The 26,426-nt window shown below is 46.2% G+C and carries 21 protein-coding genes; 9 read left to right on the top strand and 12 right to left on the bottom strand.

Features of this window, described 5'->3' with window-relative positions; genetic code table 11:
- Positions 1-85 precede the first annotated feature (85 nt).
- A complete protein-coding gene (locus Q6A92_RS04550; protein WP_332237200.1) occupies positions 86-559 on the top strand; it encodes a universal stress protein in 474 nt (157 codons plus the stop codon).
- A gap of 1,152 nt (positions 560-1,711) precedes the next feature.
- Here Q6A92_RS04550 and Q6A92_RS04545 read toward each other — a convergent pair.
- From Q6A92_RS04545 to Q6A92_RS04535, 3 genes are all read right to left on the bottom strand, one after another.
- The gene (locus tag Q6A92_RS04545) at positions 1,712-2,743 is read right to left on the bottom strand and encodes an NADH:flavin oxidoreductase/NADH oxidase (RefSeq protein WP_332237199.1); all 1,032 of its coding nucleotides are present in this window, start codon (positions 2,741-2,743) and stop codon (positions 1,712-1,714) included.
- Between the two features lie 298 nt (positions 2,744-3,041).
- A complete protein-coding gene (locus tag Q6A92_RS04540; RefSeq protein ID WP_332237198.1) occupies positions 3,042-3,818 on the bottom strand; it encodes an SDR family NAD(P)-dependent oxidoreductase in 777 nt (258 codons plus the stop codon).
- Positions 3,815-4,534, bottom strand: coding sequence for an SDR family oxidoreductase (locus Q6A92_RS04535; protein ID WP_332237197.1), 720 nt, complete (start codon positions 4,532-4,534; stop codon positions 3,815-3,817). Before Q6A92_RS04535 ends, Q6A92_RS04540 begins: the two co-directional genes overlap by 4 nt.
- A gap of 797 nt (positions 4,535-5,331) precedes the next feature.
- Between Q6A92_RS04535 and Q6A92_RS04530 the strand changes: the two genes are divergently transcribed.
- Positions 5,332-6,204, top strand: a complete 873-nt coding sequence (locus Q6A92_RS04530; RefSeq protein ID WP_332237196.1) for a LysR family transcriptional regulator — start codon at positions 5,332-5,334, stop codon at positions 6,202-6,204.
- Positions 6,205-6,685: 481 nt separating this feature from the next.
- Here Q6A92_RS04530 and Q6A92_RS04525 read toward each other — a convergent pair whose 3' ends face one another.
- Positions 6,686-7,597 (bottom strand): LysR family transcriptional regulator, encoded by a 912-nt coding sequence (locus Q6A92_RS04525; protein ID WP_332237195.1) that lies wholly within the window; start codon positions 7,595-7,597, stop codon positions 6,686-6,688.
- A gap of 125 nt (positions 7,598-7,722) precedes the next feature.
- Between Q6A92_RS04525 and Q6A92_RS04520 the strand changes: the two genes are divergently transcribed.
- From Q6A92_RS04520 to Q6A92_RS04510, 3 genes are all read left to right on the top strand, one after another.
- Entirely contained in the window at positions 7,723-8,709 is a 987-nt protein-coding gene (locus tag Q6A92_RS04520) for a choloylglycine hydrolase family protein (protein ID WP_332237233.1), read from the top strand.
- Positions 8,710-8,791: 82 nt separating this feature from the next.
- Positions 8,792-9,340, top strand: coding sequence for a restriction endonuclease (locus tag Q6A92_RS04515; RefSeq protein ID WP_332237194.1), 549 nt, complete (start codon positions 8,792-8,794; stop codon positions 9,338-9,340).
- Between the two features lie 185 nt (positions 9,341-9,525).
- A complete protein-coding gene (locus Q6A92_RS04510; RefSeq protein ID WP_274402071.1) occupies positions 9,526-9,672 on the top strand; it encodes a hypothetical protein in 147 nt (48 codons plus the stop codon).
- A gap of 98 nt (positions 9,673-9,770) precedes the next feature.
- On the opposite strand, the gene Q6A92_RS04505 is transcribed toward Q6A92_RS04510, so the two are convergent.
- The gene (locus Q6A92_RS04505) at positions 9,771-10,331 is read right to left on the bottom strand and encodes a TetR/AcrR family transcriptional regulator (RefSeq protein WP_332237193.1); all 561 of its coding nucleotides are present in this window, start codon (positions 10,329-10,331) and stop codon (positions 9,771-9,773) included.
- 419 nt (positions 10,332-10,750) lie between these two features.
- Between Q6A92_RS04505 and Q6A92_RS04500 the strand changes: the two genes are divergently transcribed.
- Positions 10,751-12,475, top strand: coding sequence for an MFS transporter (locus Q6A92_RS04500; RefSeq protein ID WP_274402069.1), 1,725 nt, complete (start codon positions 10,751-10,753; stop codon positions 12,473-12,475).
- 1,019 nt (positions 12,476-13,494) lie between these two features.
- On the opposite strand, the gene Q6A92_RS04495 is transcribed toward Q6A92_RS04500, so the two are convergent.
- Together Q6A92_RS04495 and Q6A92_RS04490 are read right to left on the bottom strand one after the other, a co-directional pair.
- A complete protein-coding gene (locus tag Q6A92_RS04495; RefSeq protein ID WP_332237192.1) occupies positions 13,495-13,851 on the bottom strand; it encodes a hypothetical protein in 357 nt (118 codons plus the stop codon).
- Positions 13,835-14,416, bottom strand: a complete 582-nt coding sequence (locus Q6A92_RS04490) for an NAD-dependent epimerase/dehydratase family protein (RefSeq protein WP_332237191.1) — start codon at positions 14,414-14,416, stop codon at positions 13,835-13,837. The genes Q6A92_RS04495 and Q6A92_RS04490 overlap by 17 nt, the downstream gene beginning before the upstream one ends.
- A gap of 250 nt (positions 14,417-14,666) precedes the next feature.
- Between Q6A92_RS04490 and Q6A92_RS04485 the strand changes: the two genes are divergently transcribed.
- Positions 14,667-16,673, top strand: coding sequence for a sigma-54 interaction domain-containing protein (locus Q6A92_RS04485; RefSeq protein ID WP_332237190.1), 2,007 nt, complete (start codon positions 14,667-14,669; stop codon positions 16,671-16,673).
- A 653-nt stretch (positions 16,674-17,326) separates the two neighbouring features.
- Here the strand turns inward: Q6A92_RS04485 and Q6A92_RS04480 are convergent.
- The 5 genes from Q6A92_RS04480 to Q6A92_RS04460 form a co-directional block, all read right to left on the bottom strand.
- The gene (locus Q6A92_RS04480) at positions 17,327-18,883 is read right to left on the bottom strand and encodes a class I adenylate-forming enzyme family protein (RefSeq protein ID WP_332237189.1); all 1,557 of its coding nucleotides are present in this window, start codon (positions 18,881-18,883) and stop codon (positions 17,327-17,329) included.
- 239 nt (positions 18,884-19,122) lie between these two features.
- Positions 19,123-20,436, bottom strand: a complete 1,314-nt coding sequence (locus Q6A92_RS04475) for a GntP family permease (protein ID WP_332237188.1) — start codon at positions 20,434-20,436, stop codon at positions 19,123-19,125.
- Between the two features lie 69 nt (positions 20,437-20,505).
- The gene (locus Q6A92_RS04470) at positions 20,506-21,717 is read right to left on the bottom strand and encodes a CaiB/BaiF CoA transferase family protein (RefSeq protein WP_332237187.1); all 1,212 of its coding nucleotides are present in this window, start codon (positions 21,715-21,717) and stop codon (positions 20,506-20,508) included.
- A gap of 75 nt (positions 21,718-21,792) precedes the next feature.
- Complete coding sequence (locus Q6A92_RS04465) at positions 21,793-22,959, bottom strand: acyl-CoA dehydrogenase family protein (RefSeq protein ID WP_332237186.1); 1,167 nt, start codon at positions 22,957-22,959, stop codon at positions 21,793-21,795.
- 36 nt (positions 22,960-22,995) lie between these two features.
- Entirely contained in the window at positions 22,996-23,778 is a 783-nt protein-coding gene (locus Q6A92_RS04460; protein WP_332237185.1) for an enoyl-CoA hydratase/isomerase family protein, read from the bottom strand.
- A gap of 965 nt (positions 23,779-24,743) precedes the next feature.
- Between Q6A92_RS04460 and Q6A92_RS04455 the strand changes: the two genes are divergently transcribed.
- Positions 24,744-25,514 carry an electron transfer flavoprotein gene (locus tag Q6A92_RS04455; protein ID WP_332237232.1) on the top strand — a complete coding sequence of 257 codons (771 nt, stop codon included), beginning with the start codon at positions 24,744-24,746 and terminating at the stop codon, positions 25,512-25,514.
- A gap of 13 nt (positions 25,515-25,527) precedes the next feature.
- Positions 25,528-26,424, top strand: a complete 897-nt coding sequence (locus Q6A92_RS04450) for an electron transfer flavoprotein subunit alpha/FixB family protein (protein ID WP_332237184.1) — start codon at positions 25,528-25,530, stop codon at positions 26,422-26,424.
- The last annotated feature ends 2 nt before the right edge of the window (positions 26,425-26,426 follow it).

Here is a 26,426-nt window from a genome sequence, read left to right as displayed (position 1 = left end):
AAATAACCGAAGGAAATCTCTGAAACTTGATTAACTTGAGATTCATGATTATCACTATATTAAATACGTGAGGAGTCCGGTAATAATGTCAGAAACATTATCCCATACAATAAATGAAAATGGAGAAATCACTTATCGGAATATATTAATCGCTGTCGATGAATCCAAGGAGGCTGCTAAAGCCTTCGAAGCGGCTGTCAATTTGGCAAAGAAATACGATGCACATCTGTTGATTGTTTCTTTTTTAAACACCGGATCACTTGAAGCTTTAAGAACCTTTACTCCGCAAATCCATAACATGCGGGCGGAAGTGGCAAACCGGGTTAACATTTTTAAAAAGGAAGCACAGAACCAAGGAGTAAAAAGTGTCTCGGTTTTTACCGGTGAGGATTCACCGGCTTCAGCGATCATCGAGAAGGTGATTCCGCAGTACCATTGCGATCTGATTGTTTGTGGTGCCATGGGAACCACAAAATTAGATCGTTTCCTGATCGGTATCGGCAGTCAGTCCTCATATATGGCCCGGCTTGCCCCTTGTTCGGTATTGATTGTCCGCTGATTAAAAACGATAGACAGAGTTCTTCCGGAGCTGATTGATAAACAGCTAACTTGAGGGGGGACTCTGTCTCTATTTAGCTTTTTTTAGGCGACAATTTGAAGTCGGTTTGCCTACAAGAACCTGGAATTTGATATATATTACGGGCCTACAGACTCATCGTTTGACTTAATTTTAGCCGTAGGTTATTTAGAAGACTTTTATCAACCCACAGATCAACTGCTGCGAGAAGATAAAATACGTAGGGTCAGATTATTGACGGCTAATAATCAAAAATGAGTATCCCTCTTGCTCATTGCCCTGCTGTGCCGTCAAATGATGATCGGCTTTTCCTGAGACCGTCAATCTCTTGAAAGAAAAGAACGTTTCCGTGATGAACAAACTTCTGTAACAGTCGATAAACTTCTGTCGCGTTTGATAAATCGGGTGTACCTGCTGACGACCGATCAACCTGGCGCGACGACCGATAAACAGCTGCTAACAGTTGATAACCCGGACGTAACGACCGATAAACAGCTAAAACTGCCTGCCGCGGTCGATAATGGACTAAAGGCCAGGCCTGGCCAGTATCGGTCCGAGAATCCTCGTCTCGAAAAATTGACTATCGCCTTCAAGCAGCGAGCTATCGCTCCGTCAAAAGTTTATCGTCCCGAAAAAAGAATGAATCGCCCTGAAGCAGCGAATAATCGCTCCGAAATGGACTCGATTCGCCCTGTTCCGGCGAAGTATCGCTCCGTCAAGAGTTTATCGCCCCGAAAAAAGAATGAATCGCCCTGAAGCAGCGAACTATCGCCCTAAAATAGGCCCGATTCGCCCTATTCCGGCGAAGTATCACCCCGTCAAGAGTTTAAACCGAAAGTAACACGGCCGATCCGTCAATCAGGGACGGTCTTGCTGCTCTGATTATTCACATTCATTGATTCCGATCTGTTTACTGTCGATTCTCCGAACTTAACAGCGTTTTCCGGCGATTTTGGCCACTGTTCACTATGAAATCAGATGAGCCAATCCATTAACATTTTGAAGCAAATGCTGATAAAAATAAACAGGGAAAACGGCCGGCTCTGAAACCCGGAAAGTTTTCCCTGCTTTTATGGTCTAATTTATTGTGTCAATGGTTGAACGGGAAATAAATGGCGGTTCGCTATTATTTTTTTACATTCTCGGAAATCCGTACGCATATTGTACCGGTATATTCGTTTTCTTGTTTAATTTGACTGCTGCTTCCAGTGTCCAGTACGGGTTGCGCAGCTGCCCTCTCCCGACAGCGACGAGATCCGCTTCTTCGTTGCCGATAACGGCATTGGCCAGCTGCGGTTCTTCCAGTTTGCCGACCGCGATCACCGGAACATTGAGCGCCTCTTTGATTTCCCGGGCCAGCGGAAGCTGATAGCCGGCGTGCGTTCCCGGTTTCCCGTCGCCGCCGATCGGCCCTTCTCCGCCCGAGCTGACATGAAAAATATCAACGCCCGCTTTCTGATATTCTTTGGAAAAAGCGATGCTTTCTTTAATTCCGTAACCGCCTTCCACGTACTCTTTGGCAGAAATACGCAGAATCAGCGGCATATTTCCGGGCAATTCGCTTTTTACCGCCTGAATCACTTCTCTGCCGAACTTCGGCAGATCCTTGCCGTATTCATCGGTCCGGTGATTGGTATACGGCGATTGAAACTGGTGGATTAGATAGCCGTGGGCCCCGTGAATCTCAATCGTATCGAATCCTGTTTTTACAGCCCGGCGCACGGCCAGACGGAATTTTTCCACCAGTTGCTTGATTTCATCCGTCGAAAGAGCTTTCGGCGTTTTGGATTGTGCATTGAAAGGTATGGCCGAAGGGGCGACAGGCACCGCGGCGTCTTCCGCTTTGCGCCCGGCATGCGCTATTTGAATGCCCACTTTTGCTCCGTACTGATGGGCGGCTTCGACAATTCGCGCCAGAGGCGGAATCTGTTCATCCGACCATAAACCCAAATCAAAATCCGTCGTCCGGCCGTCCGGCTCGATATCCGTCATTTCAATAATGATCAGGCCGGCTCCGCCGACAGCTCGGCTGACATAATGCACATAATGCCAATCTGTGGCAATCCCGTCTTTTTTTTCTACCGAGTACTGGCACATCGGCGGCAGCACCACACGATTTTTCAACGTCAAACCTTTTAATTGATAAGGGGTAAACAAATCTGTCATTCTGGACACTCCTTCTAAAATTTTGATGGACAGGAGCGGGCCGCTTCACGCATTCCATGTTCAGGATTTTTTCTCTGTCCTGGTACATTTGTTATCGGTCACAGCTATTTCCTGCTTTTCCTGAATTATTTGCGTATAACGAGACTTTCAGCGTTCCGTTTCCTTACCATAGGCCTTATTCCAATAGCTGTCCTGATACATACATCTGCACGTCATGCAGAAGGGGAGGGCATCGTGCCGAACACCGGCATGCCGCTCACACAGGCGGTTTAAATGGCATGATCAAAGCAATGCTCATTTACACCCTATGAGGCTGACCGGTGGAAGCACTGGTGCCGCCGTCAACGGGAAGCACGACGCCTGTGATGTAGGCTGCATCAGGGGAAGCAAGAAACAATACAGCCGGAGCGATATCCGCCGGATATCCCGGCCGTTCCAGGGGAATACGGTTGATTAACTGAGCGAGCTGTTCAGACGAACCTGCCACGCTTGCAGTCATATCGGTAACGGTAAAAGCCGGTGCCACGGCGTTCACACGAACGCCCTTCGCGCCCCAATCGAGCGCTAGCGAGCGGATAAAACCGTTGACCGCATGTTTGGTCGCATTGTAAGCAGCCTGTTTCCAGTCTCCGTTCAGCCCCGATACCGACGAAGTTGCGATCAATGTGCCGCCGGTCTTCTGCAATGCCGGAAAGGCGGCCTGAGCCAGATAGAACAGCGCATCGACATTCGTCGAACGCAACTGTTCCCAATGCTTCTGATCCAGATCCATCAGATCCCCGCCCGCAAAAGCGCCGGCGTTGCTGACCACGACATCCAGCCGGCCGAAACGTTCCAGCACCGCCGCCACGATTTGCGCGGCGGCCTGCGGATCGGAAATATCTTTTGAAATCGCCAGGGTGCGTTCTCCCGGAAAAGCGGCCAGCGTTTCCTGCAGTGCCTGCGGGCGCCGCCCGGTTACAGCAACGGCAGCGTGATTATCCAGAAATGCCTGCGCAATGGCCCGGCCCATTCCGCTGCCGCCGCCGGTAATCAAAACGACCTTTTGATCGAATGGATAGATGTTCTTTGTCATGCGAATCTGGCACCACCTTCGACATGGATCGTTTCTCCGGTAACATTTCCGGCACCGAGCAGCCAAAGGGCAGTATCGGCAATATCATCGGACGTGCCGACCCGTCCGACTAAGCTGGACTTTGCAACACTTTCGAACATTTCCTTTTTAACCTGCTCGCCGAGAGCGTCATAAGTACCGGAATCAATGATGCCCGGGGAGATGGCATTGACGCGAATGGGTGCGAGTTCCTTTGCCAGTTGCGGCACGAGAAAAGCAACTGCTCCGTTGGTCACGCCCATGACCGTATAGGGAGGAGCCGGGGTCCACGCGGCCACACCGGAGAACAGAAGGATAGAACCTTTTGGAGACAGAATCGGTGCGAAGTGCTTTGCCAGCAGCATGGGGCCAATCACTTTTGCCTCAAATGCGGTAACAATTTTATCATGTTCCAGATCTTTGACCGCTACGTTATGGTGAGCGGATGCGGTGATGACTACATGATCGACGTGACCCAGTTTGGCTGCCGCAGCAGCAATGGTGCTTTCATCCGTAATATCAAGGTGGATTGAACTCGCGTTTGGAAGATTTGCGGCTGCCTGAGCAGCCAGTTCAGTATTGCGCGCTCCGATAACTACCTCCGTTCCGGCTTCACTCGCCCGCCGTGCAATGGCCAGGCCCAGAAATTTTGATCCGCCGATAACCAGTACCTTTTGCTTACTAAGTTTTCCTGCCATTTTGTTCTCCTTTCACCGATCAAATTATATTTTGCGTACGATACGAAACTTCGGACTTGTTGATTATTCAATCAATCACATAGGATCAGGCAGTTTTCCCGCCCGCAATAAGCTAAATGAAAATTCCTGTTCTCACCGCGGAAAAAGCCGTTCAATGCCTTCTGTTTTCTTCTGTAACAGCATGCTTGCCAAGTTATTATTTATGCATGACTTGCACTCGAAAACGTTAAAAGGAGTTCCCTGATTGCAGGGGCGGAAACAATCCCGGCTGTCTCCAGTGGTTAAACTGGGTTCTTTAATTTTATCAAGATCGCGTCCGGACTTCGTTTTGCAAAGCCTTGATATTTTTCTGTCAAAGGCTCCATGTGGGTTATTGACTGCAGATTTAACGAAAAGCTATGAATGCCGGCCTGCCCCGCATCATGCCAAAAATGCCCCATTAATAGTCATGGAATTGACCTTGTCCCCTGGTTCGGCAGTCAGCGAAACGCCTGTTTTGACCGCCTTGAATATCGTCAGCATAATAATCAAAAGGTTTTCTTTTTTTTCGATAATAGTTCCCCCCTTTAAATTCTGTTTACCTTATGATAAACTGACTTACAATAAATAGAGGGAACGCACTTTTTGCTTCCTGACAAGGGGCAGTTCGGTAAATTGAGCTTGCCTTATAAAAAAAGATAAATAGATAGGATATATCTTTTATCTATAGGAATGATAAGCCCTATTCCGGAGCTTGCCTAATTGATATTGTGCATACTGGATATAGCTAAAACGCATAGCCTGTAAAGGAGGATATTATGATCAGCCTTGAACAAATACGATATTTTCTGGAAACTGTCTGCTGCGGCAGTATGAATAAAGCTTCCGAACGCCTCTATATCTCGCAGCCGTCGCTTTCCAAACAGCTGAGACAGCTTGAAAAAGGGCTTGGCTGTGAGCTGCTCAGCCGAAGCTACGACGGGGTGGAACCGACCCCTCAGGGAAGGCTCCTCTACGAACGGATGAGCGGCGTGCTGGATGAATTTGATTCGGCAATTGAGCAAGTGAGGCATTTTGGGAAAGTGCGTCAGCTGCGCATCGGCGGGATTGGGAGTCTCGTAACCTATTTTCTTCCCCGGTATATGGAAAAGCTGAAAGCGGGCGGACAGAATCAGGTGATCGTCGATACCCGGCTTTCCAACGCGGAACTCGTAGACGGAGTCGAAAACGGCAAATTCGATATAGCGCTGCTTTCCAACGCAGAGCCGCAGCAGGACCTTGCCGTGATCCCGCTTATGACGGAACCGCTCTATGTGGTTTTTCCTGTGACCCATCCTCTGTACCATCGAAAAGACATCAGTTTTTGGGATATCGTCACCCATGAAAAACTGATACTCTATAAAGACCCGTGCACCATCCGCGCCTCGATACGCAGAGAGTGCAACCGCATGAAGGTAACCCCCCATATCGTGCTGGAACTTGATCTGACAGAGTCGCTTCTCAGCTATGTGAGCCACGGGGACGGCGTCACCCTTCTGCCGGCGATCGTAGCGAAAGGGATTCAGATCCCGTCCATTGCCGTCCGGGAAATTAACTGCATTCCGATATACCGGGAGATATCCGTTGCCATGAAAAAAGAAAAGGTATCCTCTTATCTGCCCATGTTTTCCGAGAACGCTGCAGCATCCTGAGCTTCCGCCGGGCGATGATGTTCTCTTGACAACAGGGTATCGGAACAGCTTCACTAGAAGTTTGCGATTTGCGTTCAGGGGAAATATGAAACAGGCAATGCCTTCCGTTGGACCGGGCATTCAAGCAGGCTCCTGAAGACGGCCGGTCTTCGCCATATCCGATCAGATATAGGGAACAGGATTCAAGGTTGGAAAGATTCTACCTCCCGGGTTTGCCGATCCCGTTTGCCATGATTGCCGATGCGTTCACTACGGCGAAGGTAAAATCGACGTTCATGCTGACGGGATTTCTTATGCGGCGATTTCTCTGTCGGACAAATAAGGCCTTGCTTTCGGTGCTCCGAATAGGGGGCCTTGTCATGGGTGCATTTGGTTATGCAGTTAGCTCGTATACGGGCTCCTCCGGGTCAGCCGTTTTAATTCCATTTTTCTATCCATTGACGGGAAAAGCTAACGATGCCATCAAATGGTGGTTTTCTTTTTATCGATATAATAACAGCTTTTGTCTAATGAGTGTGAGCAGTGTTTTACTGAATGAAGTGAGCGATGCCTCTCTTGAACCGATAAACCATAAACAGGAGGTAGTTAACATTTCCGGATCCTGTTCGATGGGGATCAGTTTTATTTGCTGCAGATCTTCAAAAAATATATGAAAGAGCGAGTAATACGGTCCGAAGGCAATGGCCATATCCTGGCACACGGCCTTAGCGATCGCACTTATATGATTCGTTTTAAATAGTATCCGGGCGGAACAATGGGTTTTATTCTCCATTTGGCTCAAATAATTCAGTAGATAATTATCCTGGTAAAGAGCCAGCGGCTGTTGAATGACTTGCTCATACCTTAAAACTTTAAATTTGGCGAGCGGGGATTGCCGATTGACTGCAAAATGGAAGGTTCCGTCAACCAATTTCGTTATATCAAAAGGCAAATGATAATTGTTCAGAGTATCTGAAAAACCGATCAAGGCAAAATCAAGCTTTTCTTCCTTCAATGCTTTTAATAGATCCGGTGTGTTGTATTCGGACAAGTCGAGCTGGAGAAAAGGGAAATCCTGCTTCAGAGCATAAATCACTTCGATTAAGGAATCCGTGATACCCGGAATCGTCCCCATTTTTACTTTAAATGAAGGTAAATCTTTCCCGGCTTTATATTTATAAATTTCTTTCTGTTTTTCAAGAATGATATGGGCTTCTCGAATCACATACTGTCCGTCGATTGTCGGGACAGTCGAATTTCTTGTGCGCTGGAACAATTGAAGCCCCAACTCTTTTTCCAGATTGGAAACGGCCTGGCTGACTGCAGATGTCGTGATATGCAATTTCTTCGCTGCTCTTGAAAATTGTCTTTCCTGAGCCAGCGAAATGATAATCTCCAGCTGTTCAAAATTCATTTTTAAATGTCCTTTGATTAAGTTTTACTAAATTATAATATAACATTTTTTAAATTTACTTAATAGAAGCCGGCTGTTAAAACTATGGATAGAAATACTAAAAGCATTGAGGAGAGTGTTCATTGATGTGTACAAGCCTGACCCTGGAAACGAATGACGGCCATCATCTATTCGCAAGAACGATGGATTTTACATTAGATTTCGACCAAAAGGCGATGGTTGTGCCCCGGCAATATACGTGGAAAAATGTCTCCGGGAAAACCGTCATAGCTAAACAGGCTGTCGCAGGCATGGGGATTGAACATCAGGATCAAGCCATACTGGCAGATGGATTGAATGAAGCGGGAATGAGCTGCGCGGCCCTCTACTTCCCGGGCTTTGCTTGCTACAGCCCCAATAGGGATCTTCATAAAACAAATCTGGCTCCGTTTGAATTTGTCCTATGGTCTCTGTCACAATTTGATTCTGTCCAGTCTGTAAAGGAAGAAATCGACTGTGTTTCTTTCCTTGATTTCCCGCTGTCTCTTTTAAAGACTACGCCTCCGTTGCATTGGATTCTATCCGACAAAAGCGGAGCCTGCATGGTCATCGAGTCAACAAAGCAGGGGGTGCGCGTTTACGATAATCCAGTGGGCGTTATGACCAACAGTCCGGAATTCAGTTGGCATCTGCAAAATTTAAGACAATATATCGGACTCAGGCCCGGACAATTTGAGCCGACTCAATGGGGGAGTTTGCCATTAAATGCCTTTGGGCAGGGGTCGGGCTCAGTTGGATTACCCGGTGATTTTACGCCGCCGTCACGATTCGTCAGAGCCGCCTACTGGAAACAGAACATTCGGGCTGTAGAAAATGAAGGGGAGGGTCTGACGGCCGTTTTTCACATACTTTCTACTTGCGAAATTCCTAAAGGCGGAGTCACTACACTGGATAACTTGGAAGATCATACCATCTATACTTCGGCCATGTGTGCGGAATCAGGTACCTATTATTATCATACCTATGATTGCAGCCAGATTTCGGCGATCCGTTTATCTCATGAAAATCCGGATGCAGACAGGATAAAAATGTATCCCTTTCATCGCGTACAGTCTGTTCATGATGAAAACTGAATGGCTCTTAAAATAAGTCGGGCGGCTTTTCGATGAGAAGCCCATTAAATGTCGCAAGGGCACTACATATTTGGGGACAAGAATGATCAGGCTTACGAATTTTTATTCTTTAGGAGGGTGGATTGTTTTGCAGGGCTTTTCTACTTCCCAGGACAAAGAACTTTATATATTCGTCATCATACTAGTTTTATTTCTTATTCTCTTTTTTGCCATTGATGGCATTATGTCAATTTATGACAGACACAAATTGAAAATACGCCGTTTAAGTCAGTCGGACCTTCAGGATATTGACCGAATGGATGGCACTGATTTTGCACATTATTTGGAATTGCTTTTTAAAAAACAGGGATATCAAGTTAGGAGGACATCTTCATCCGATCATTTCCTTATATTAGAAAGAAAGGAACGGATTGTTGTCCAAATCAAACCATTTAAAAATAACGTGGGCATTCGGTCTGTTCAAGAGATTAACCGGGCCAGAGATCACTGGATAGCGCAAAAAGCCTGGATTATAACCAATAACTTTTTCACGGCACAGGCGATTAATTTTGCGGAAGCAACGGATATAAGGCTCATTGATCGTTATGAACTATTCGATATTGTAATGTATGATAAATACCATCTTAAATAGGAGTTCATATGATTTTCGGATTTTTTTACGAGAGAAAACTGATCATGAATGGAGGAATAACAAAATTAATAGAAAAATTGCTTAACTATCTAACGGAACCGGATGAAGAAAGAATCAAAGCGGCACTGGATCCTTTATAAGAAACCTGCCCGATAGATACGGTCAGCAATGAAGAAAAGAAACGTGTGGAAAGTCTTTTTAAACGAGCTGCACGTGCCGATGAAAAATTCATCCGGGAAGCATTGGAGTCTATTCCTTCTGAGAAACGAAGAATCGCCATCGGGAAACTGGATGCCCTGCTGCCCTGCAGGGAATTGACAGAGATAAACTGATTAAGGGCTATATATCCTGTATGATTCGACGTTTTATTAGTTTAATAAACGTAAAAGATACAAGGCAATCATGAGAATCTGCAGGAAAATTGCTCTGTCTAAGCTCTGATTGAATTCCAGCATGAATCGAGAATCTGCTGCTTTTTTAACTCATCTAATATATATCTATTGCTCTGATTGCCTCTTGCGATTGAAGCAATAATGCCGCATGTGATCTGGATCAGAATCGGGATTTCATAGTTCAGAATGATTTTTTGATCCTGCCCGTCTGTAAAAATTTTCCCTAATGCCGATCGAAAGGGCGTATCGAATGCCGAATCGCTTGGCCTCGTTTTCCGAAGTATATAAAAATACTGTTCGGTAAAATTGTGCTCATGAAAGTTATGGATTATATATTCCAAATAACCTTTCAACAGCTTATTAAATCGAATTCTGACACTTTCGTGCGGATCGTAGCCGTTCAGCACACTTTCCGACATTCTTCCGGATAATTTCAGGTACAGTTCATATAACAATTGCTCTTTACTCGAAAAGTAATGATAGAGCGTCCCCGATCCTACACCGGCCTTGCCGAGAATTTTAGCAAGGGTGACAGCCTGTATTCCTTCTTCAATAATTAATTGAAGCGTCGCATTAAAGATATCTTCTTTTTTACTCATGATCAACACCGCCATGATCGATCTGACTAAAATATGAAAAACTGAGAAGTGCTTGACAGCCTGGAACGTGAACATTATACTCAAAACCAGATTGAACATTCCATCCAACTTCATTTTACAATACCTTAATTTTATCACACTTGCCGTTTTTTTTCTGACATAAGAAGACCTGCCGATGCCGTATCCCATCTTGACGGCGCAAATCCGTTCTTTTTTTTATAGCTTCATCGCTGAATTTTAGATGATAGATTCAATGATCGGAAAAATAAGAGAAGCCTTCGCTATTCCCAGAAAGAGAAGCTCCGCAGGTATAGTGGACAAAAAGTTCCCCCTCATTAAAGTGCTCTTTCTATACGCAAACAGCACAATCAATTGGCCTGATCCAATCTGATAAATTATGAAAGCCGGTGTAGAAAAAATTGGAAAACGAATCAACAGTGAGTTCAAAATATAAGTGGATTGCTCTCTCCAACACAACACTGGGTGTGTTGATGGCAACGATTAACCAATCGATTCTCATTATTGCTCTGCCCGTTATTTTTAACGGTGTGAAAGTGAATCCGCTGGCGAATGGGCAAAGCAGTCTCCTGCTCTGGGTTCTGATGGGCTTTAATATTGCGATGACTGTTTTTTTAGTGACTTTTGGACGCTTATCCGATATTTACGGCCGGGTGAGGTTATACAATCTCGGATTTCTCATTTTTACCGTCGGTTCCATTCTTGCTTCTTTGACCTGGGGTACAGGGAGTGCCGGAGAAATTCAATTAATTATCTTTCGCATTATCCAGGGAATCGGAGGCGGTTTCCTGTTTGCCAATAGTACGGCCATTCTGACAGACGCTTTCCCGGTCAATCAGCGCGGCATGGCGCTGGGCCTGAATCAGGTCGCAGCTGTCGGCGGCAGTGTCATTGGCTTGTTAATCGGCGGCGCGCTTGCGGCGACCGGATATTGGCGCTTGATTTTTCTTGTCAGCGTTCCTGTCGGGTTAATCGGAACTGTTTGGGCCTATATCGGCCTGCATGAGATTAAGAAGAGCCATCATGAAAAGGTCAGACTGGACATACTGGGAAACCTGACGCTTGCTGTAGGCATCCTTGGCATCATGCTCGGCCTGACTTATGGAATTATGCCTTATGGATCTCACACGATGGGCTGGACAAATCCATGGGTATTGTTGGGCCTCATCGGCGGTTTGATCTTACTGATTGTGTTTGCGGTCGTTGAACGATATGCCGAACAGCCTCTGTTCGACTTATCTTTGTTTGCGATTTGGCCATTCACGGCGGGCAATATAAGCGGCATATTAAGTTCCCTGTCCCGAGGGGGCCTGCAGTTTATGCTGATCATCTGGCTGCAGGGTATTTATCTTCCGTTGCATGGCGTTTCCTACACAAGTACGCCGCTGTTGGCGGGACTTTATACGCTTCCGCAGTTAATCGGCTTCTTTATGGCCGGACCGATCAGCGGCGTGCTGTCGGATCATTTCGGATCGCGGATTTTGGCCACATTGGGCATGGCCGTTACGGCGGTCGGATTTTTTCTGCTGGACACGCTGCCGATTAACTTTAATCCCTGGCTCTTCTGGACATACTTATTTATCATCGGAGCGGGAATGGGACTCTTTTCATCGCCGAATACGGCCGCGATCATGAATGCAGTGCCCGCAAAATTCCGCGGTGTCGCATCGGGCATGCGATCAACCTTCACCAATGCCGGAACAATGCTCAGCATGGGCGTCTTCTTCTCGATTATGATCGCCGGACTCGCGCAGAAACTTCCCCGCGCAATGTACAGCGGATTGATTCAACACGGCATTCCTGTTTCGATCGCTCATAAAGTTGCGGCATTGCCGCCGACCTCATCGCTCTTTGCCGCACTGCTCGGCTATAATCCGTTACAAAGTTTGCTGCCTAAGCAAGTATTGGGAGCGCTCCCGGCCGAACAGGCTAAAATCATTACGGGACAACATTTTTTCCCGAATTTAATTAGCGGAGCCTTCCTGCACGGATTATCGCTGACGTTCATTATGTCGATGCTGATGTCGCTCCTGGCAGCGATTATGTCCTATTCCCGCGGAAAACGATACATTTTTCATGAATTAAAACCGACAGATCCGGCTGAAAAAAAACGGGTTTACAGATAAAACGGGTAATAGCAGGTTTCCAGTGAAAATAACCGCACGTAGTAATTTAGAAGATGCATGACACATGGCAGACGGGTCACCAATAAAAAACCCTTCACAGGCAAGGGCACGGCCAGCCAATAGATTAAAGACGCAGGAAGCCCGCTGTTGGCGGATCAGCCTTGAATGAGAGAAAGGCGATTTTTTCACTTTTCTTGGCTCTAAAGGCGCGGGAAAACCGTCATCCCCTAACACTTTAAAAAATCACAGGATTCGATTCAGGCAGGGAAGAACAGGGAGGGTTCGAAAGCATAGGAATTCTATTCCGAAGACGAGCTCGGCCTTGGCCCCGTCCGCAGGGGATAATTATCCGGCTTTATGCCTGCATGTGCATCTGGATTATTATGCAGGTACCGTGAGTCAATGAAAAGACGATTGCCAGTATATGCGTGGATAAGAAACGGAGAATCGGTCACGCGATCGTATGACGGAGCGTGAATGCGTGGATCTATTTGCCGAGTAAGTAGCGCGAACAAACGGGGGATCGTCTTTTTTTAAAGGCTGTTTCAACAACGGCATGGGTAATGGACTTTTATGGACGTTACTCCCAAATGCTTGTTGGTCGGCAAATACATGATTTTAGTCTGTTTAGATCGGTTTACAAGAAACTACACGCAGACCGCGAAACGGGCCGCTGACAACAGACAGCGACATGCTCCGCTCCCCTGGGGAGGCATATCGTCGTTTTGTTTTGCGGGTTTCCAAAGGGGGCACCCCCTTGGCACCCCCGCTTTGCTTCGCAAAGTGTATGTGTTATACGCTCTGTCAGCGGTTCCGCTTCAAATGTCATTGCCGCTGTGAAGGGCAAGAGCGTTTGAAGCGGCAGGAAAGCGGGCACATACTATGGGACTGGCAAGACACGAATATACGGCCGGTTTCATCAATAGACAGAGAACCTTCGGGTCAATTTGGCCCGAAGTGGTTGTGGAATAAATACTTTGGGACATGGTAATTGAGCTTGTGGCTTGAAAGCTGATTACTTATAGGTTGCTTAACTCCCATTCAATCGTATGTGATAATGCGTGGTCAACGGGCACGATTTCCTTGTATCCCAACGACTTTCTGATTTTAGCAGTATCCAAAACAAAATGTTGCTGGGTATTCAAGCCGGGAGTCCCTTCGTCCAAAGGGATGATTTTTCCTGACCAGTTTAGTTTTTGGGCCAGAAGTTCCCACCATTCACGTTCTGTTAATACCCAATTATCCGCTAAGTTGTAGATCTCACCTGCCCTGCCTCGTACTACAGCCAAAACAATACCATGGGCGGTATTTTCCACATAGCCTTTACTCGCGCAAAAGTCGGCCATACCCTTCGCTATTTCAATGGATTTCGCCACCCGACGCCATTTTTTGAATAGGGTCTGCAAACCGCCGGTTCGGGTCATTTTCTCCATAAATCATCCCCAACCGGAGGATAACGGCATCAAGCACGGGGCTCCGCAGCGCCGCCCGTTCCATCAAAATCTTTTCATAATCATGGGCAAAATCGGTATCGAGCTTGCCGCGATACGGATAAAGCACATCCCGCAGCGGCGATTTCTCCGTGAATGGCACAGGTATGAGGTTTGCTTCGGACAATTTCGTCAATACCTCATATCCCTTATAGACATCGGCGCTGGATATAATGATGGTTTTCACGGCATGACCATTAAGAGCCTTTTCCAATACGGCGATATGGCTCTGAAAATAAGCGACCATGTGAATAATCACGTCCGGCCTCGCGCTTCTGAGGGCGCTCTGTAAATCCCCGACATTTCTGCAATTGCCCTGAATATGCGTATATCCCATCGAAACATTTTTTGCAGAACGGTGAAATAACGTAACTGCATGCCCCGCTTCCGACAATTCCCTTGCTACAGCAGGGCCGATAAAATTTGTGCCGCCAATAATGAATACATTCATGCCCATAAACTTCCTTCATGTTTATATTTTTAAGACGGACAAATATTGCTGTGCTATAAATATCACATTTTATCAAAAGGATCAAGTATTATAATGGGTCTAGATTTAAAAAGCTGGCGGATATTGGGTATCGGATTTCGATTATCAGGCAAGCAGCTAAGCAGCGTAAATAAACGGTCCTTTTTGAGGGGCAAATCATAGAAAAAGCTGGCTTTCGAGGCACAATCTAGAGCAAAGGGGGTAAGGCCCCATGACCGCAGAATTAACCTACTGGGAACATCTTCATCAACATTCGAATTTTTTGAAGGAGCTCGCAGATCCTCTGCGTTTTTATTGGAACAGATGCTATTTAAACGGTATAACCCCGGAAACGGACACCTTTCATCGGTTTACGGAAGCAGAATTTAAGAAAATTAAAGAATCATCCATTAAGATTTACGCCTATTCCAACCGTTTGCTCTTACAGATGCAGAGATACATCATGAATCCGGATATAGGATTCGCACTTTTTGACAATCATTGCCGTCTTTTAAAATTATATGGCAAGGAGAAGTTTCTGAAATGGTGTACAGGGCACAACATCATGATCCGAACCGACTGGAGTGAAAGTTCCGTCGGTATCAATGCGGTCTCACTGGGACTTGAGACTCAACGAACGCTCTGTATGGCTGGAAGTGAACATTTCTGCCGTGCGCTGATTGACGCCGCCGTTTATTTCTCCCCGTTTATAATTGACGATGATAAATCCACCCACAACACCATTGAATTCGGCGGAATAGCCCTCATAGTACCACAGGACAAACGCAACCCGGACTATCTTACGACGGTTGCAGCAATGGCTAACGATGTTGCCCTTCATTTATATATGGCCACGAGTCTATACGAGCTATCTTACACAGAGCAGACCGGATTAGTCTCCATCGACATCAATGTGATAACCGGGAAACCGCATATTCTATATCATAATTCTACGATTTTCAAAGCGCTCGGTATTTCCTATTCCAACCTTTACTTCAAAAAAGCAACTGAGCTTTTCGATCCCCTGCCTAAAAACAAGGCTTTTTGGGAAATTATAAAAAACAGCAAAAATGTACAGAACGAAGTCATCCCGCTCTGTATTAAGGGAGTCGAAAAAAATTATAAAATCACAACGGATTCATATTATCAGATGCATCTCGGCTTTCGCGGCGTGCGGGTTTTTATCACATCCCCAATGCAAGTGTCCTACAACGTCGCAAAGCGGATAGGCAACAACGCAATTATCACTTTCAATGACATCATCGGGCATGACGGAAAATTTGTAAGCGCAATCAAAAAAGCAAGAATCATTGCCAAAAGCGATAGCAATGTCTTGATATTGGGTGAAAGCGGCACCGGGAAGGACATTTTCGCACAGGCGATTCACAATGCGAGTCAGCGAAGCGACAGACCTTTCATTGTTGTCAACTGTGCGGCGTTCCCACGCGACCTGATCGCCAGCGAACTGTTTGGCTATGAGGAGGGGGCTTTTACCGGAGCGAGAAAAAACGGCAATATCGGCAAGTTTGAGCTGGCGAACACCGGGACCATATTCCTCGATGAAATCGGGGACATGCCGCTAGATCTGCAGGCGATGCTGCTTCGGGTCATAGAACAAAAGAGTTTTATGCGTCTGGGCAGCAAGAAGATGACGAAAATTAATGTAAAAATTATCGCGGCAACCAACGCAAATTTACAGCAGCTGATAGAACAGAAAAAATTCAGGGCTGATCTCTATTACCGATTGAGTACACTGCATCTTTATCTGCCACCTTTGAGAGAGAGAGGCAACGATATAATTGTGCTGGCCGAACATTTTATCAATTCTGTCTCGCGGCGTATCAAGAAACCAAACATAATGACTCTTTCAAGCAAGGCGAAAGATCTGCTCCGGAGACTTCCATGGAAAGGAAATGTACGGGAGCTGCAGAATTTAATTGAAGGGATTGTCCAGTTAAACGCTATTGACGTTATTGAGCCCAGACATATTTTCGATTATTTCGGGGTAGACAATTCCGTCGCTGCTCACGAGGATGCAGAGCGAATGTGGTTTCACAACGAACCGGCAAAAACCAGAAGCGGAATTAGCAAAGAGGCCATAAAACAGGCACTGATAGAAAACCAATACAATAAAACAAACGCTGCCAAATCGCTTGGCATTTCGAGAAGGACTTTGTATCGTCAGCTGCGTCATATAGGCTCATTGGCGCCGGCAGACTCATCGGCAAATTCCAAATAGGTGTGCTGCGAACAAAAAAATTTGCAGCGCACGTTTTATTTTTAAAAACACATTTTTTAACATTTATGTCTCAGGATTGTTCGTATTTAGTTCCAAACAAAGTTATTTGTTTTGTCTCAAGCGTGAATTTAAGTTTAGCGCTGTTTGATCCGGAATTTATTATTTTTAGTAAAGAATTTTATGACATGTTTTTTAAAAGACGGTTTAAACCGGATGAAAAAAGGACCCTGCAGTCATTCTTCTTACCGGGGCGGCGGCATAAGAAAAAATATGGCGAATGCCGGACGGTGAGGTTCGGACAATATCTCAAAGAAATCATATCTATGCGATGATTTGAACAGACTGGAATCAAAGTGCAGCTCTGATCATCTGCAGATGCATTTTTGCGGTAAAAAAGTTAATTTAAAAAGGGGGGACGTTAACAAACTGCAAGGTCGTCCCACCGGGCGTATCTTTGAACCTTTTCAGCAAATTTTTTCGACAAAAAAGAAGTGCTGCAAAATTTTTATTCTGCAACACCCTTGCGGTTACGCACAGGCAGTAATAGGAATTATCATAAGCTTCGCTATCCTTTTTCCGGGACATGGAAAAGATCATTTTAAAGTTCTGCCCGTGGGGGAAATGCGGATTTTGCGTATTGATAACTTTTTCGGTTAGTAATATTTTTTCCTCAAAAGCTGCTTTTTAATCTTGCCTACGGGGCTGCGTGGAACCTTGTCGAAAAAGACTTTCACGGGTTGCTTGTACCTTGGCAGGCAGGAGCAGAACCCGAGAATTTCCTCTTCCGAGCAGGAACAGCCGGGTTTTAGTTCGACGATTGCCCCCGCGACTTCTCCCTTGTATCTGTCTGGAAGGCCTATTACTGCCACATCCGCCACTGCGGGATGCTCATGAAGAAAATCTTCAATCTGAACCGGATAAATGTTTTCGCCACTGCGAATGATGATGTCTTTTTTGCGGTCCACCAGGTAGATGAAGCCGTCTTCATCCATGCGGGCAATGTCCCCGGTGAAAAGCCAGCCGTTTTTTAACGCCGAGTCGGTAGCTTGCGGGTCATTAAAATAACCTTTCATCACTCCCGGCCCCTTTATGACAAGCTCCCCTCTTTCTCCTGGTGACACGGGGGCCCCGGCATTGTCCACAATGCGGACGTCCCATCCTGGAGAAGGCTTTCCAATTGCGCCGGCTTTATGAACGTTTTCTATTCCTAGATGAATGCATCCCGGTCCGCTTGCTTCAGTCAGACCGTAGGATGTGTCATAAAGCTGGCATGGGAAGTTCTTTCTCCACCTGCGGATAAGCTCCGGGGGGATTGGCTGAGCTCCCATATGGAGAAGCCTCCACTGAGTGAGGCTATAGTCTTTCAGTTTCACATCACCTCGTTCAATCGAGTCAAGAATATCCTGCACCCAGGGGACAAGCAGCCAGACAATCGTGACCTGCTCATCCGAAATTGTCTGTAGGATTTGCTGCGGCCTGTTTTTTTTATTTCCGTGCAGCAGGACAGCTTTGGCCCCCACCGGAAGGTTCCCAAACCAATGCATCTTGGCTCCTGTATGATACAACGGGGGAATACATAAAAAATTATCTGCTTTCGTTTGATGATGATTGTGTTGTTCCGTCCGGCACGTTGCAACGAGGTTACGGTGTGTCAGCAAAATCGCTTTCGGGAAACCGGTTGTCCCTGAAGAAAAATAGATAGCCGCTTCATCATCCTCTTCAAGCTCTGAGCTGGGCGGTTTGGCGGAACAAGATGCTGCAAGCCGTTCAGCACTCTCGGCAAATGGAGGAGGCAGGTTCGGCTTTCCCGCTAAAAAGCGCAGCCGGATTTTTGGAAGCCTGCGACAAATGTTCCTGACACAATCGGTAAATTCAGATCCGAAGACCAAAACGCAGGTCTTAGACAGCTCAAGACAGTGCTTAATCTCATCTTCGGTAAAAAGTGTGTTGAGGCACACAGCCACGGCACCGGATTTCAGAATTCCAAAATAAATCGGCAGCCATTCGAGACAATTTCCCAGCAGAATGGCAACTTTGTTCCCCTTTTTAACCCCGCTCTGCTGCAGAAGATTGGCAAAGCGATTGGCCTGTTCGTCAAATTCATTCCATGTAAGTTCCAGACGAGACTGGGTGTCTGTGTCTATGTCAACCAGACTTACTTGATTTCCAAAGAGATCTGCATTTCTGGAAAGCATGTCTCCTATCAGCATTTTATTACATCCCTTTTCTGTACTCGGCCAAATACGCCTGAAAGCTGAATCTGAGCTCATGTCAGGTGCACCAGTCCAGGTCCATAGGGCATGCTGGAATAGAGTGTTTCAACCGTTGTCGGCATGCCCTTTTCGCTGAAAGTGCTCACGTTGCGCCTATTTTAAAGGCATTGTCGGTAAGCTGCATTGCGCCAATGTGCCGCAAGCGCTATAGATTTGCGGAGCTACCCAGCTCAGACTCAGGGCAACGCAGGGAACAGAGAGAACAAAATAACCGACACTACAGTTGTGATAAAAATATTGAGAGGACCCAACAGGAATACGGCACCATAAGTTCCTTTATGTGTGTCTTTACAAATCCCGTTTATGACCGTGACGACAAAGCCGTTATACGGCAACAGACCACAGCCGAAGGATGCGATGAGCATCATTCGGTGCAGCACGCCAAGACTCACGGTCGATGCATAAATCTTCCCTAAAATCGGTGCTGCGAGTCCCACCCCTCCGGTGGCGCCTCCGGCAACAGCAGCCAGCACGTTTGTGGCGACTGCTACCGAGGCGAGCTTCGGGCCGGGAATGGACGTTATTCCTTGTATCAGCAGCGGGAATCCGACGGTCGCCGCGGCAACCGTGCCGACGGCCACCATAGCGGAAGTGTTGCTTATCGAGCTGATGGCGCTCCAAAAAGCCTGACCGACATGCGACATCACAGAAACCTTGTCACTGTGGTATTTTCTCATGAGAATATATGCGAGTACGGCTCCCAAAGCCAGGCCGTATTCTACCGGTATGATGTTTTCACCGTGGATTTTGATATTGATGACAACAAGTGTCAATACCAGCGGAAATAAAGCAAGCCATCCGTTCGGCATCCGAGCGTCTTCGTCGGTGATATCTGTTTCTCTTGCAACAAAGTGTTCTCCGCGGCGCTTTGATCTCTTAATCATTAAGTTCAGAAACAGCTCTCCGGTTACCAGCGTGATCGCCAGCGCTATAAAGCCTATCGTCGCTCCGGACATCAGCGATGTATGCAGTGCGTTCATGATGACGACATTCGTAGGCTGCGGATTACCCGGCCCGAAGCCGGAAAAAGTGCAGGCCCCGAAGATAATGACCGCTGGAATGAGTTTTCTTGTGAGATCCGCTTTTCTAAAGACTTCCAGCACTATTGGATATACCGCAAATGCTACAACGAAGCCCACGACTCCGCTGTAAGTCATCAGCCCGATAATCAAGGGCAGCGCCAGTACCGCTTTTTTAGGGCCCACGCCTTTTATGACCAGGTTGGCGACGGATTTAGCCCCGTTTGTAATTTCATATGCTTTCCCCATTAAGGCCCCGGCAACAAAAATTAAAAAGTTGTTTTTAATAAAGTCTACGAAGCCGGTCATATAAGAGACCTTTAAAGCCGAATAGATATTTAGCCCGCCGCCGATTGCCATCAAAAGAGAGGCGCCGATTGCAACGACAAAGATATTAGCACCCTTCATCATCAGATAGCAGAGGAAAAACAGCGCGACCACTATAACAATAATGCTTATGATTTCAGACACATAGATTCTCCTCCTTTTAACCGGCGATACCGCCTGACAGCATCGCCGGTTTGTCTGTATGAAATGAAATTACAACATTTTGGTTACACCGGAAGCGGCCAATTCCCCAATTGCTTTCCGGTCGTATCCCAGTTCAATGAGCACTTCCACCGTATGTTCGCCCAGTAGAGGAGCATTTCTGTGTTCAGGCGGTTCCGAAGTCCCGAACTTAACGGGAGTGGACACAGTGAGATCCTCGACTCCGTCTCTGTTCTTGTATTTATATAGGAAGCCGTTGTCCCAGGCCTGTTTGTCATTCAGAATATCTTTGATATGGTTGATCCTGTCATGTGCTATATCTGCTTCGTTCAAAATCCGATCCCATTCTGCAAAATCCTTTGAGAGAAAAATCGGGTCCAGAATCTTCATTAGGGTTTCAGCATTCGCTTTCACCGCAGTTTCGGTATTGAACCTTTTGTCGTTTATAAGATCTTCCCGACCGACCACTTTGCAGAAGACCGGGAAATATCTGTCATAGACAATTACCGAGATCATCATCCAGACACCGTCTTTGCATTTGAACGTGTTTCGCAGAGGGCTGTCCGGTTTCTTCCGGGTCTTCGGCCAGATATCACCGTGATAAACAGACTGAACAAGAGCAGACTCATCCCACAGCCCCTGTCCGTACAGGGAAACGATCACTTTTTCACCCTCGCCTGTCTTGGCCTGACGGTATAGACAGGCTGCTACGCCGCCGGCCAAAGAGCACGCCGTTCCCATGTCGCCCAGCCCGAAAGGAGGCGTCAGCGGGAATTCTCCGTTTTCGCAGAAATCAATCATCTGCCCGGTCTTTGCATAGAAAGCGACGGTGTCGAATCCGGGGTTATTCACCATTGCACCCTCCAGGCCGAATCCGGTCAAAATCCCCCAGATGATGTGAGGGTGCTTTTTTGACACAGTTTCATAATCAAGCCCCATACCTTGGAGTGCTTTGATTCTGTAATTGGAAATAAAAATATTTGCCTTGTCCAAAAGCTTATCCATGATTTCCTTTCCGGCCGCCGTTTTCATATTTAGAGGAAGAGAACGCTTGTTGGCATCTTTCAGTTCCATGTGCTGATTCTCCCCGTCGTCCGCCCTCATACCCAGTGTTTTGCTCGTGCTACGGGAAGGATCGCCTTTCAGAGGCTCAATCTTAATTACGTCCGCACCCCAGTCGGCAAGCATTTTCCCTGCGGCAGGGCCCGCCCCGTATGCAGAAAAATCAATAACTTTTATACCTTTCAAAGGTTGGTTCATCATTGTAAATATCTCCCTTTAATTTCATTTTTTGTCTTTGATACTCAGTAATGGCCCCTTCCAGGCTGTTAACGGCGCTTAACGTTTATCTTTCTTGATGATGTTTGAAGCAATAACAGCTTTCATGATTTCCGAAGACCCTTCATAGATCTCCGTAATTTTGATGTCGCGGTACATTCTCTCCAGCGGATAGTCATTCATATAACCCAATCCGCCGTGAATTTGTAGGGCCAGATTAACGATTTCTCTTCCGAATTTTGAGGCATAAAGCTTCGCCATCGCCGCTTCTTTCGAAAAAGGTTTTCCTTCTTGCTCCAGCCACGCCGCACGATAAACAAGCAGCCTTGCCATGTCGAGCTTTGCCGCCATCTCCGCCAAGTACCACTTGATGCCTTGATTGCGGTTTATAGATCTGCCGAACTGAACTCTTTCGCCCGAATACTGCAGCGCTTTTTCATAGGCGCTCTGTGCGACCCCAAGAGCCTGTGCTCCGGTTCCGATTCTCGCTGCATCCAATGCACCAAGAGCGTATCTGAGCATCTGTCCGACACCGTTTTCTCCGCCCAGCATGCAGGATCTATGCACTTTCACATCCTGCAGAATGATTTCTGCTGTTGGCAGCGCTCGAATTCCCATCTTGCTTTCAATTTTCCCGATGCTGAGGCCGTTGGTTTCCTTTTCTACGATAAAACCGTTGTATCCGTTTTCTCCGGCGTTTTCATCTGCTTTCGCGACAATCAGCAATGCATCCGCAATGTTCCCGGCGGTGATAAAGCATTTTGTTCCGTTGAGAATGTAATAGTCTCCGTCTTTGACTGACTTGGTTTTGATAGACCTCGCATCTGAGCCGGCATCCGGCTCCGTTAGACAGAATCCTCCTATATATCCATTTTGAATGACGGGTTTTATATATTTCTCTTTCTGCTCTTCAGTTCCGAACTTCTCTATAAACGTCGGGAACCCGTGAGAGAGCAGGGCATATATGGCACCGTGCGTCAGGCTGGCCTTAGAAAGCTCCTCTATGATAATCATCTCTGAAATCGGGTCCAATCCGCCGCCGCCGTATTTTTCAAGATGATTCACCTCGTTCAGACCGGAACCGGCCGACGACATCTTTTTCCATGTTTCCATAGGAAATTTATGCGTACGATCTATTTCGGCCGCTTCAGGCTCGCAGTACGTCTGCGCGAACTGTGCCGCCGATTCGCGTATCAGCTGCTGATCCTCAGTTAATTCAAAATCCATATTCTCACTCCTAAACTCCTTATTTGATTACAAAATTTACTTATTTTTAAACACAGGTTTTCTCTTGTCAAAAAATGCTTTGACTCCTTCTTTTGCATCCTCCGTTTCTACCAGTATCCCGTTCACCTTCGCTTCATAATCCAAGCCGTCCTTGAGGCTCATCTGAAGTCCTTTGTTCACCATAAACTTGCAATATTTTACGGCGATCGGTGCATTTTTGATAATCTGCTGCATCATTTTCTCTGCCTCAGAGATTAGTTCAGCATGCTCTACCACTTTGTTTACCAGACCGATTTCTTTAGCCTCTTGCGCCGAAATTTTTTTGCCGGTCATCAAAAGTTCCAAAGCGGCTCCCGGGCCAACCAGCCTGGGAAGCCTTTGCGTGCCCCCATAACAGGGTGCGACACCCAGATCGACTTCCGGAAGACCGAAGATTGCTTTTGAGCTGGCAATGCGTAAATCACAGGCCAGGGCGAGTTCGGTTCCTCCGCCCAAGGCATACCCGTTGACAGCGGCAATTATCGGTTTCCCGATTTCCTCAAATTTGTTAAAAAGTTTGTGCGCCTTTTTCGACATTGCGGTAGTTTCTTCTCCTTTTTTATCAGTGGAAATTTCAGAGATGTCGCTGCCGGCGATAAATCCTTTCCCGCTGCCGGTTATGATCATTCCTCTGACTTCTTCATCTGCCGCCGCAGTGTCAATCGCGTTTTCCAGTTCCTCCTTCGTCTGCGTCCTCAGTGCGTTGAGCACTTTCGGCCTATTGATGGTGATAAGCGCGACATTGTCTTTTACTTCATAAATAATGTCTTCATAGCTCATCGAACGTGTCCTTCTTTCTGTTGGTATTTTTCTTACACCTTAAAATTCCAGCAATTTGTATGCCAAAATCTTATATCTATTCAAAAACATAAAAAGCCTCCTTTTTCCCCTGAAAAGTCGCCGTATTTCCTTTTTGAAGGTTTCAAATTTGAGGGTATCCAAGTGTGACTCTCAATGTCTCAGTCTGTGCCATACGATGCCCATGTCACAATTCAGAGCTGTAGCTGCCGCTGCTTTGCTCCATGGTCGTTTAACCTTATAGAAATAAATCTAAGGCTGCAGAAAAAGTTGGCATGCAGATTGCTTATTAAAAATGAATGGAGAAAGTTGCCCTGCAGCCGTCGACGGCACTGGGGGAAAATAACGCATCAAGGGAGGGGGTGATTGACTTGTCATCAAGGATAAGATTTGAACGGATACATCCGCATGGTCAGGTGAGATATACCATTCTTGAAAAATGGTTTGCCAAGATTGGGGCCGACTTTCAATATTTCTGAGTTTTCCGGCACGAATAGTGCCAGAAAACTCAGGTTCAGTTGATCTATTAAGTGAGAAATCAGTCAAATACTGTGCTTTTGAACGGGTACTGGGAGTGGAAAGAGAGACGACCATGGAGCGCTTGTCGGTGTGACTGATCAATAAATGCGAGAACATCTGCATTAGAAAATTCACATGGCGCCGCTGAAAAAGAAAAATTGATAAAGACAGGATCGGGGGGCTCGCTAAGACAGCGATAAAGAAAAATCCGGAGGACAGCTTTTCGTCATGAATAATGGGGAATATGTTTCGAAACAGATAAAAGACTTCTATAGATAGATAAGGAATTTTTTAAAAGCTTTTCGATACTTCGGATAGATGCAGGTATTGCTTTACAGGAAGAGAGTAGCTGGAGTGGATAATTTGAAGATCTGCTCCGCGGCACTGCATTTTAATTTGCCTAATCACAATGACTTGAGGTGAAAAATATGAATATCATTACCTGTTTTAAAGTGGTTCCCGATGAACAAGATCTGTTCATAGATGTCAATGGTGATATTTCTGCTGAAAAAGCAAAAATCAATATCAGCAATTATGATTTAAACTGCATTGAAGCGGGGACACAATTGATAGAGAGCAACGGAGGAAACTATGCTGCTATAAGTGTAGGATCTGCCAGAATCAATGACTCAAAGCTGAAAAAAAATGTATTATCACGCGGACCGAAAAGTCTGCTTCTGATTGCTGACGATCAATTGAATAATCTGGACACACATCAAACGGCGCTTGCTTTAAAGGCGGGAATCGGAAAAATCGGAAAATACGATCTCATCCTTTGTGGGGAAGGATCTGCAGATTTATATGCTCAACAGGTCGGCGTTCAGCTGGGTGAACTGCTGAATGTTCCAACGATTAACAGTGTTGATAAAATTTCTGTCGTCAATGGAGCAGTAATTGCCGAACGTTCTTTGGAAAAAGAAGTTGAAACGGTAGAACTATCTTTACCTGCAGTGATTTCGGTAACTTCAGACATTAATCAGCCCAGAATTCCGTCGATGAAACAGATTCTGAACGCAGGAAAAAAACCTTCAACTGTTTTGACAGCATCCGATCTGGATCTGACCGATTTTACAAGAACGATTGAAGTTTTGAGTACGAAGGTGTTGAAACAAGCAGCTAGGAAGAAAGATATTGTTGAAGGAGATTCAACTGAGGCTATTCGACAGTTTATTGATAAAATTTCCGGAGAATTAAAATAGGTGGTGCTGAATAATGACAATATTTGTATTTGCAGAAAATAATTCCGGTTATGCAGAATTATGCGACGGTGCCAGTCAGTTAAACCATCGAGTGGAAGCCGTTATGATCGGTTCGAAAATTCAGCAGGTCAATGCAGATAAAGTGTGGCACATACCCGATCAAAAAGATACCATGCTTGAAGATTATACAGACACAATCATTGCACTTGTAAAAAAGGTCAAACCTGATTTCTTCCTGATAGAGTCGACAAAAAGATGTAAATTAATTGCCGGGCGCATAGCGGCTGCCGGCGGAACCAGCGTGATTACAGATGTTTTTGAATTGGCCGGGAACGGAGAAGCGAAACATGCGGTTTATGGTGGTGCGGCAGTGCGTGAGGAAAAAGTAAATACGGCCACAGCAATTATAATGATGATGCCGGGCGCATTTTCGGCAGGGGGTCCGCCTGTAAAAAAGCCGGAAGTGGAAACCTTTGAGTACGTAGAACCTCATTCCAAAATGAAAATAATTAATAAGGAACAGAAACAAAGAATCAATGCCGATGTCAGCCATGCAAAAAGGGTCATAGGGGTAGGCCGCGGATTAGCTGCACGGGAAGACCTGGACATGATCCGGAAACTCGCTTCTTTGATCGGTGCAGAAATCGGATGCTCAAGACCCATCGCCGAGGTGGAACATTGGCTGCCAAAAGAAATTTACATCGGCGTCACGGGTGTTACCATATCGCCGGATGTTTATCTGGCTTTGGGCATTTCGGGACAAATTCAGCACGCAGTCGGAATCAGTCAGGCAAAAACAATCATTGCCATTAACAAGGATAAGAAAGCACCCATATTTGAGCATGCCGATTATGGGATTGTGGCTGATCTCTATAAGGTAGTGCCTGCTTTGATCCATCATTTTAATTAATA

This window comes from Sporolactobacillus sp. KGMB 08714 (genome assembly GCF_036598985.1).
In the GTDB taxonomy this organism is placed as follows: Bacteria; Bacillota; Bacilli; order Bacillales; family Sporolactobacillaceae; genus Sporolactobacillus.
The sequence above is the reverse complement of the archived record's forward strand: the minus strand, read 5'-3'. Positions and strand labels throughout refer to the sequence as shown.

What these genes read in the sequence shown, in the direction of transcription:
- Q6A92_RS04505 (WP_332237193.1), bottom strand. Translation starts at nt 10,331, where the DNA reads ATGAGTAAAAAAGAAGATATCTTTAATGCGACGCTTCAATTAATTATT.
- Q6A92_RS04455 (WP_332237232.1), top strand. Translation starts at nt 24,744, where the DNA reads ATGAATATCATTACCTGTTTTAAAGTGGTTCCCGATGAACAAGATCTG.
- Q6A92_RS04540 (WP_332237198.1), bottom strand. Translation starts at nt 3,818, where the DNA reads ATGACAAAGAACATCTATCCATTCGATCAAAAGGTCGTTTTGATTACC.
- Q6A92_RS04525 (WP_332237195.1), bottom strand. Translation starts at nt 7,597, where the DNA reads ATGAATTTTGAACAGCTGGAGATTATCATTTCGCTGGCTCAGGAAAGA.
- Q6A92_RS04520 (WP_332237233.1), top strand. Translation starts at nt 7,723, where the DNA reads ATGTGTACAAGCCTGACCCTGGAAACGAATGACGGCCATCATCTATTC.
- Q6A92_RS04480 (WP_332237189.1), bottom strand. Translation starts at nt 18,883, where the DNA reads ATGCTGATAGGAGACATGCTTTCCAGAAATGCAGATCTCTTTGGAAAT.
- Q6A92_RS04460 (WP_332237185.1), bottom strand. Translation starts at nt 23,778, where the DNA reads ATGAGCTATGAAGACATTATTTATGAAGTAAAAGACAATGTCGCGCTT.
- Q6A92_RS04515 (WP_332237194.1), top strand. Translation starts at nt 8,792, where the DNA reads ATGATCAGGCTTACGAATTTTTATTCTTTAGGAGGGTGGATTGTTTTG.
- Q6A92_RS04530 (WP_332237196.1), top strand. Translation starts at nt 5,332, where the DNA reads ATGATCAGCCTTGAACAAATACGATATTTTCTGGAAACTGTCTGCTGC.
- Q6A92_RS04535 (WP_332237197.1), bottom strand. Translation starts at nt 4,534, where the DNA reads ATGGCAGGAAAACTTAGTAAGCAAAAGGTACTGGTTATCGGCGGATCA.
- Q6A92_RS04485 (WP_332237190.1), top strand. Translation starts at nt 14,667, where the DNA reads ATGACCGCAGAATTAACCTACTGGGAACATCTTCATCAACATTCGAAT.
- Q6A92_RS04550 (WP_332237200.1), top strand. Translation starts at nt 86, where the DNA reads ATGTCAGAAACATTATCCCATACAATAAATGAAAATGGAGAAATCACT.
- Q6A92_RS04450 (WP_332237184.1), top strand. Translation starts at nt 25,528, where the DNA reads ATGACAATATTTGTATTTGCAGAAAATAATTCCGGTTATGCAGAATTA.
- Q6A92_RS04470 (WP_332237187.1), bottom strand. Translation starts at nt 21,717, where the DNA reads ATGATGAACCAACCTTTGAAAGGTATAAAAGTTATTGATTTTTCTGCA.
- Q6A92_RS04490 (WP_332237191.1), bottom strand. Translation starts at nt 14,416, where the DNA reads ATGAATGTATTCATTATTGGCGGCACAAATTTTATCGGCCCTGCTGTA.
- Q6A92_RS04465 (WP_332237186.1), bottom strand. Translation starts at nt 22,959, where the DNA reads ATGGATTTTGAATTAACTGAGGATCAGCAGCTGATACGCGAATCGGCG.
- Q6A92_RS04545 (WP_332237199.1), bottom strand. Translation starts at nt 2,743, where the DNA reads ATGACAGATTTGTTTACCCCTTATCAATTAAAAGGTTTGACGTTGAAA.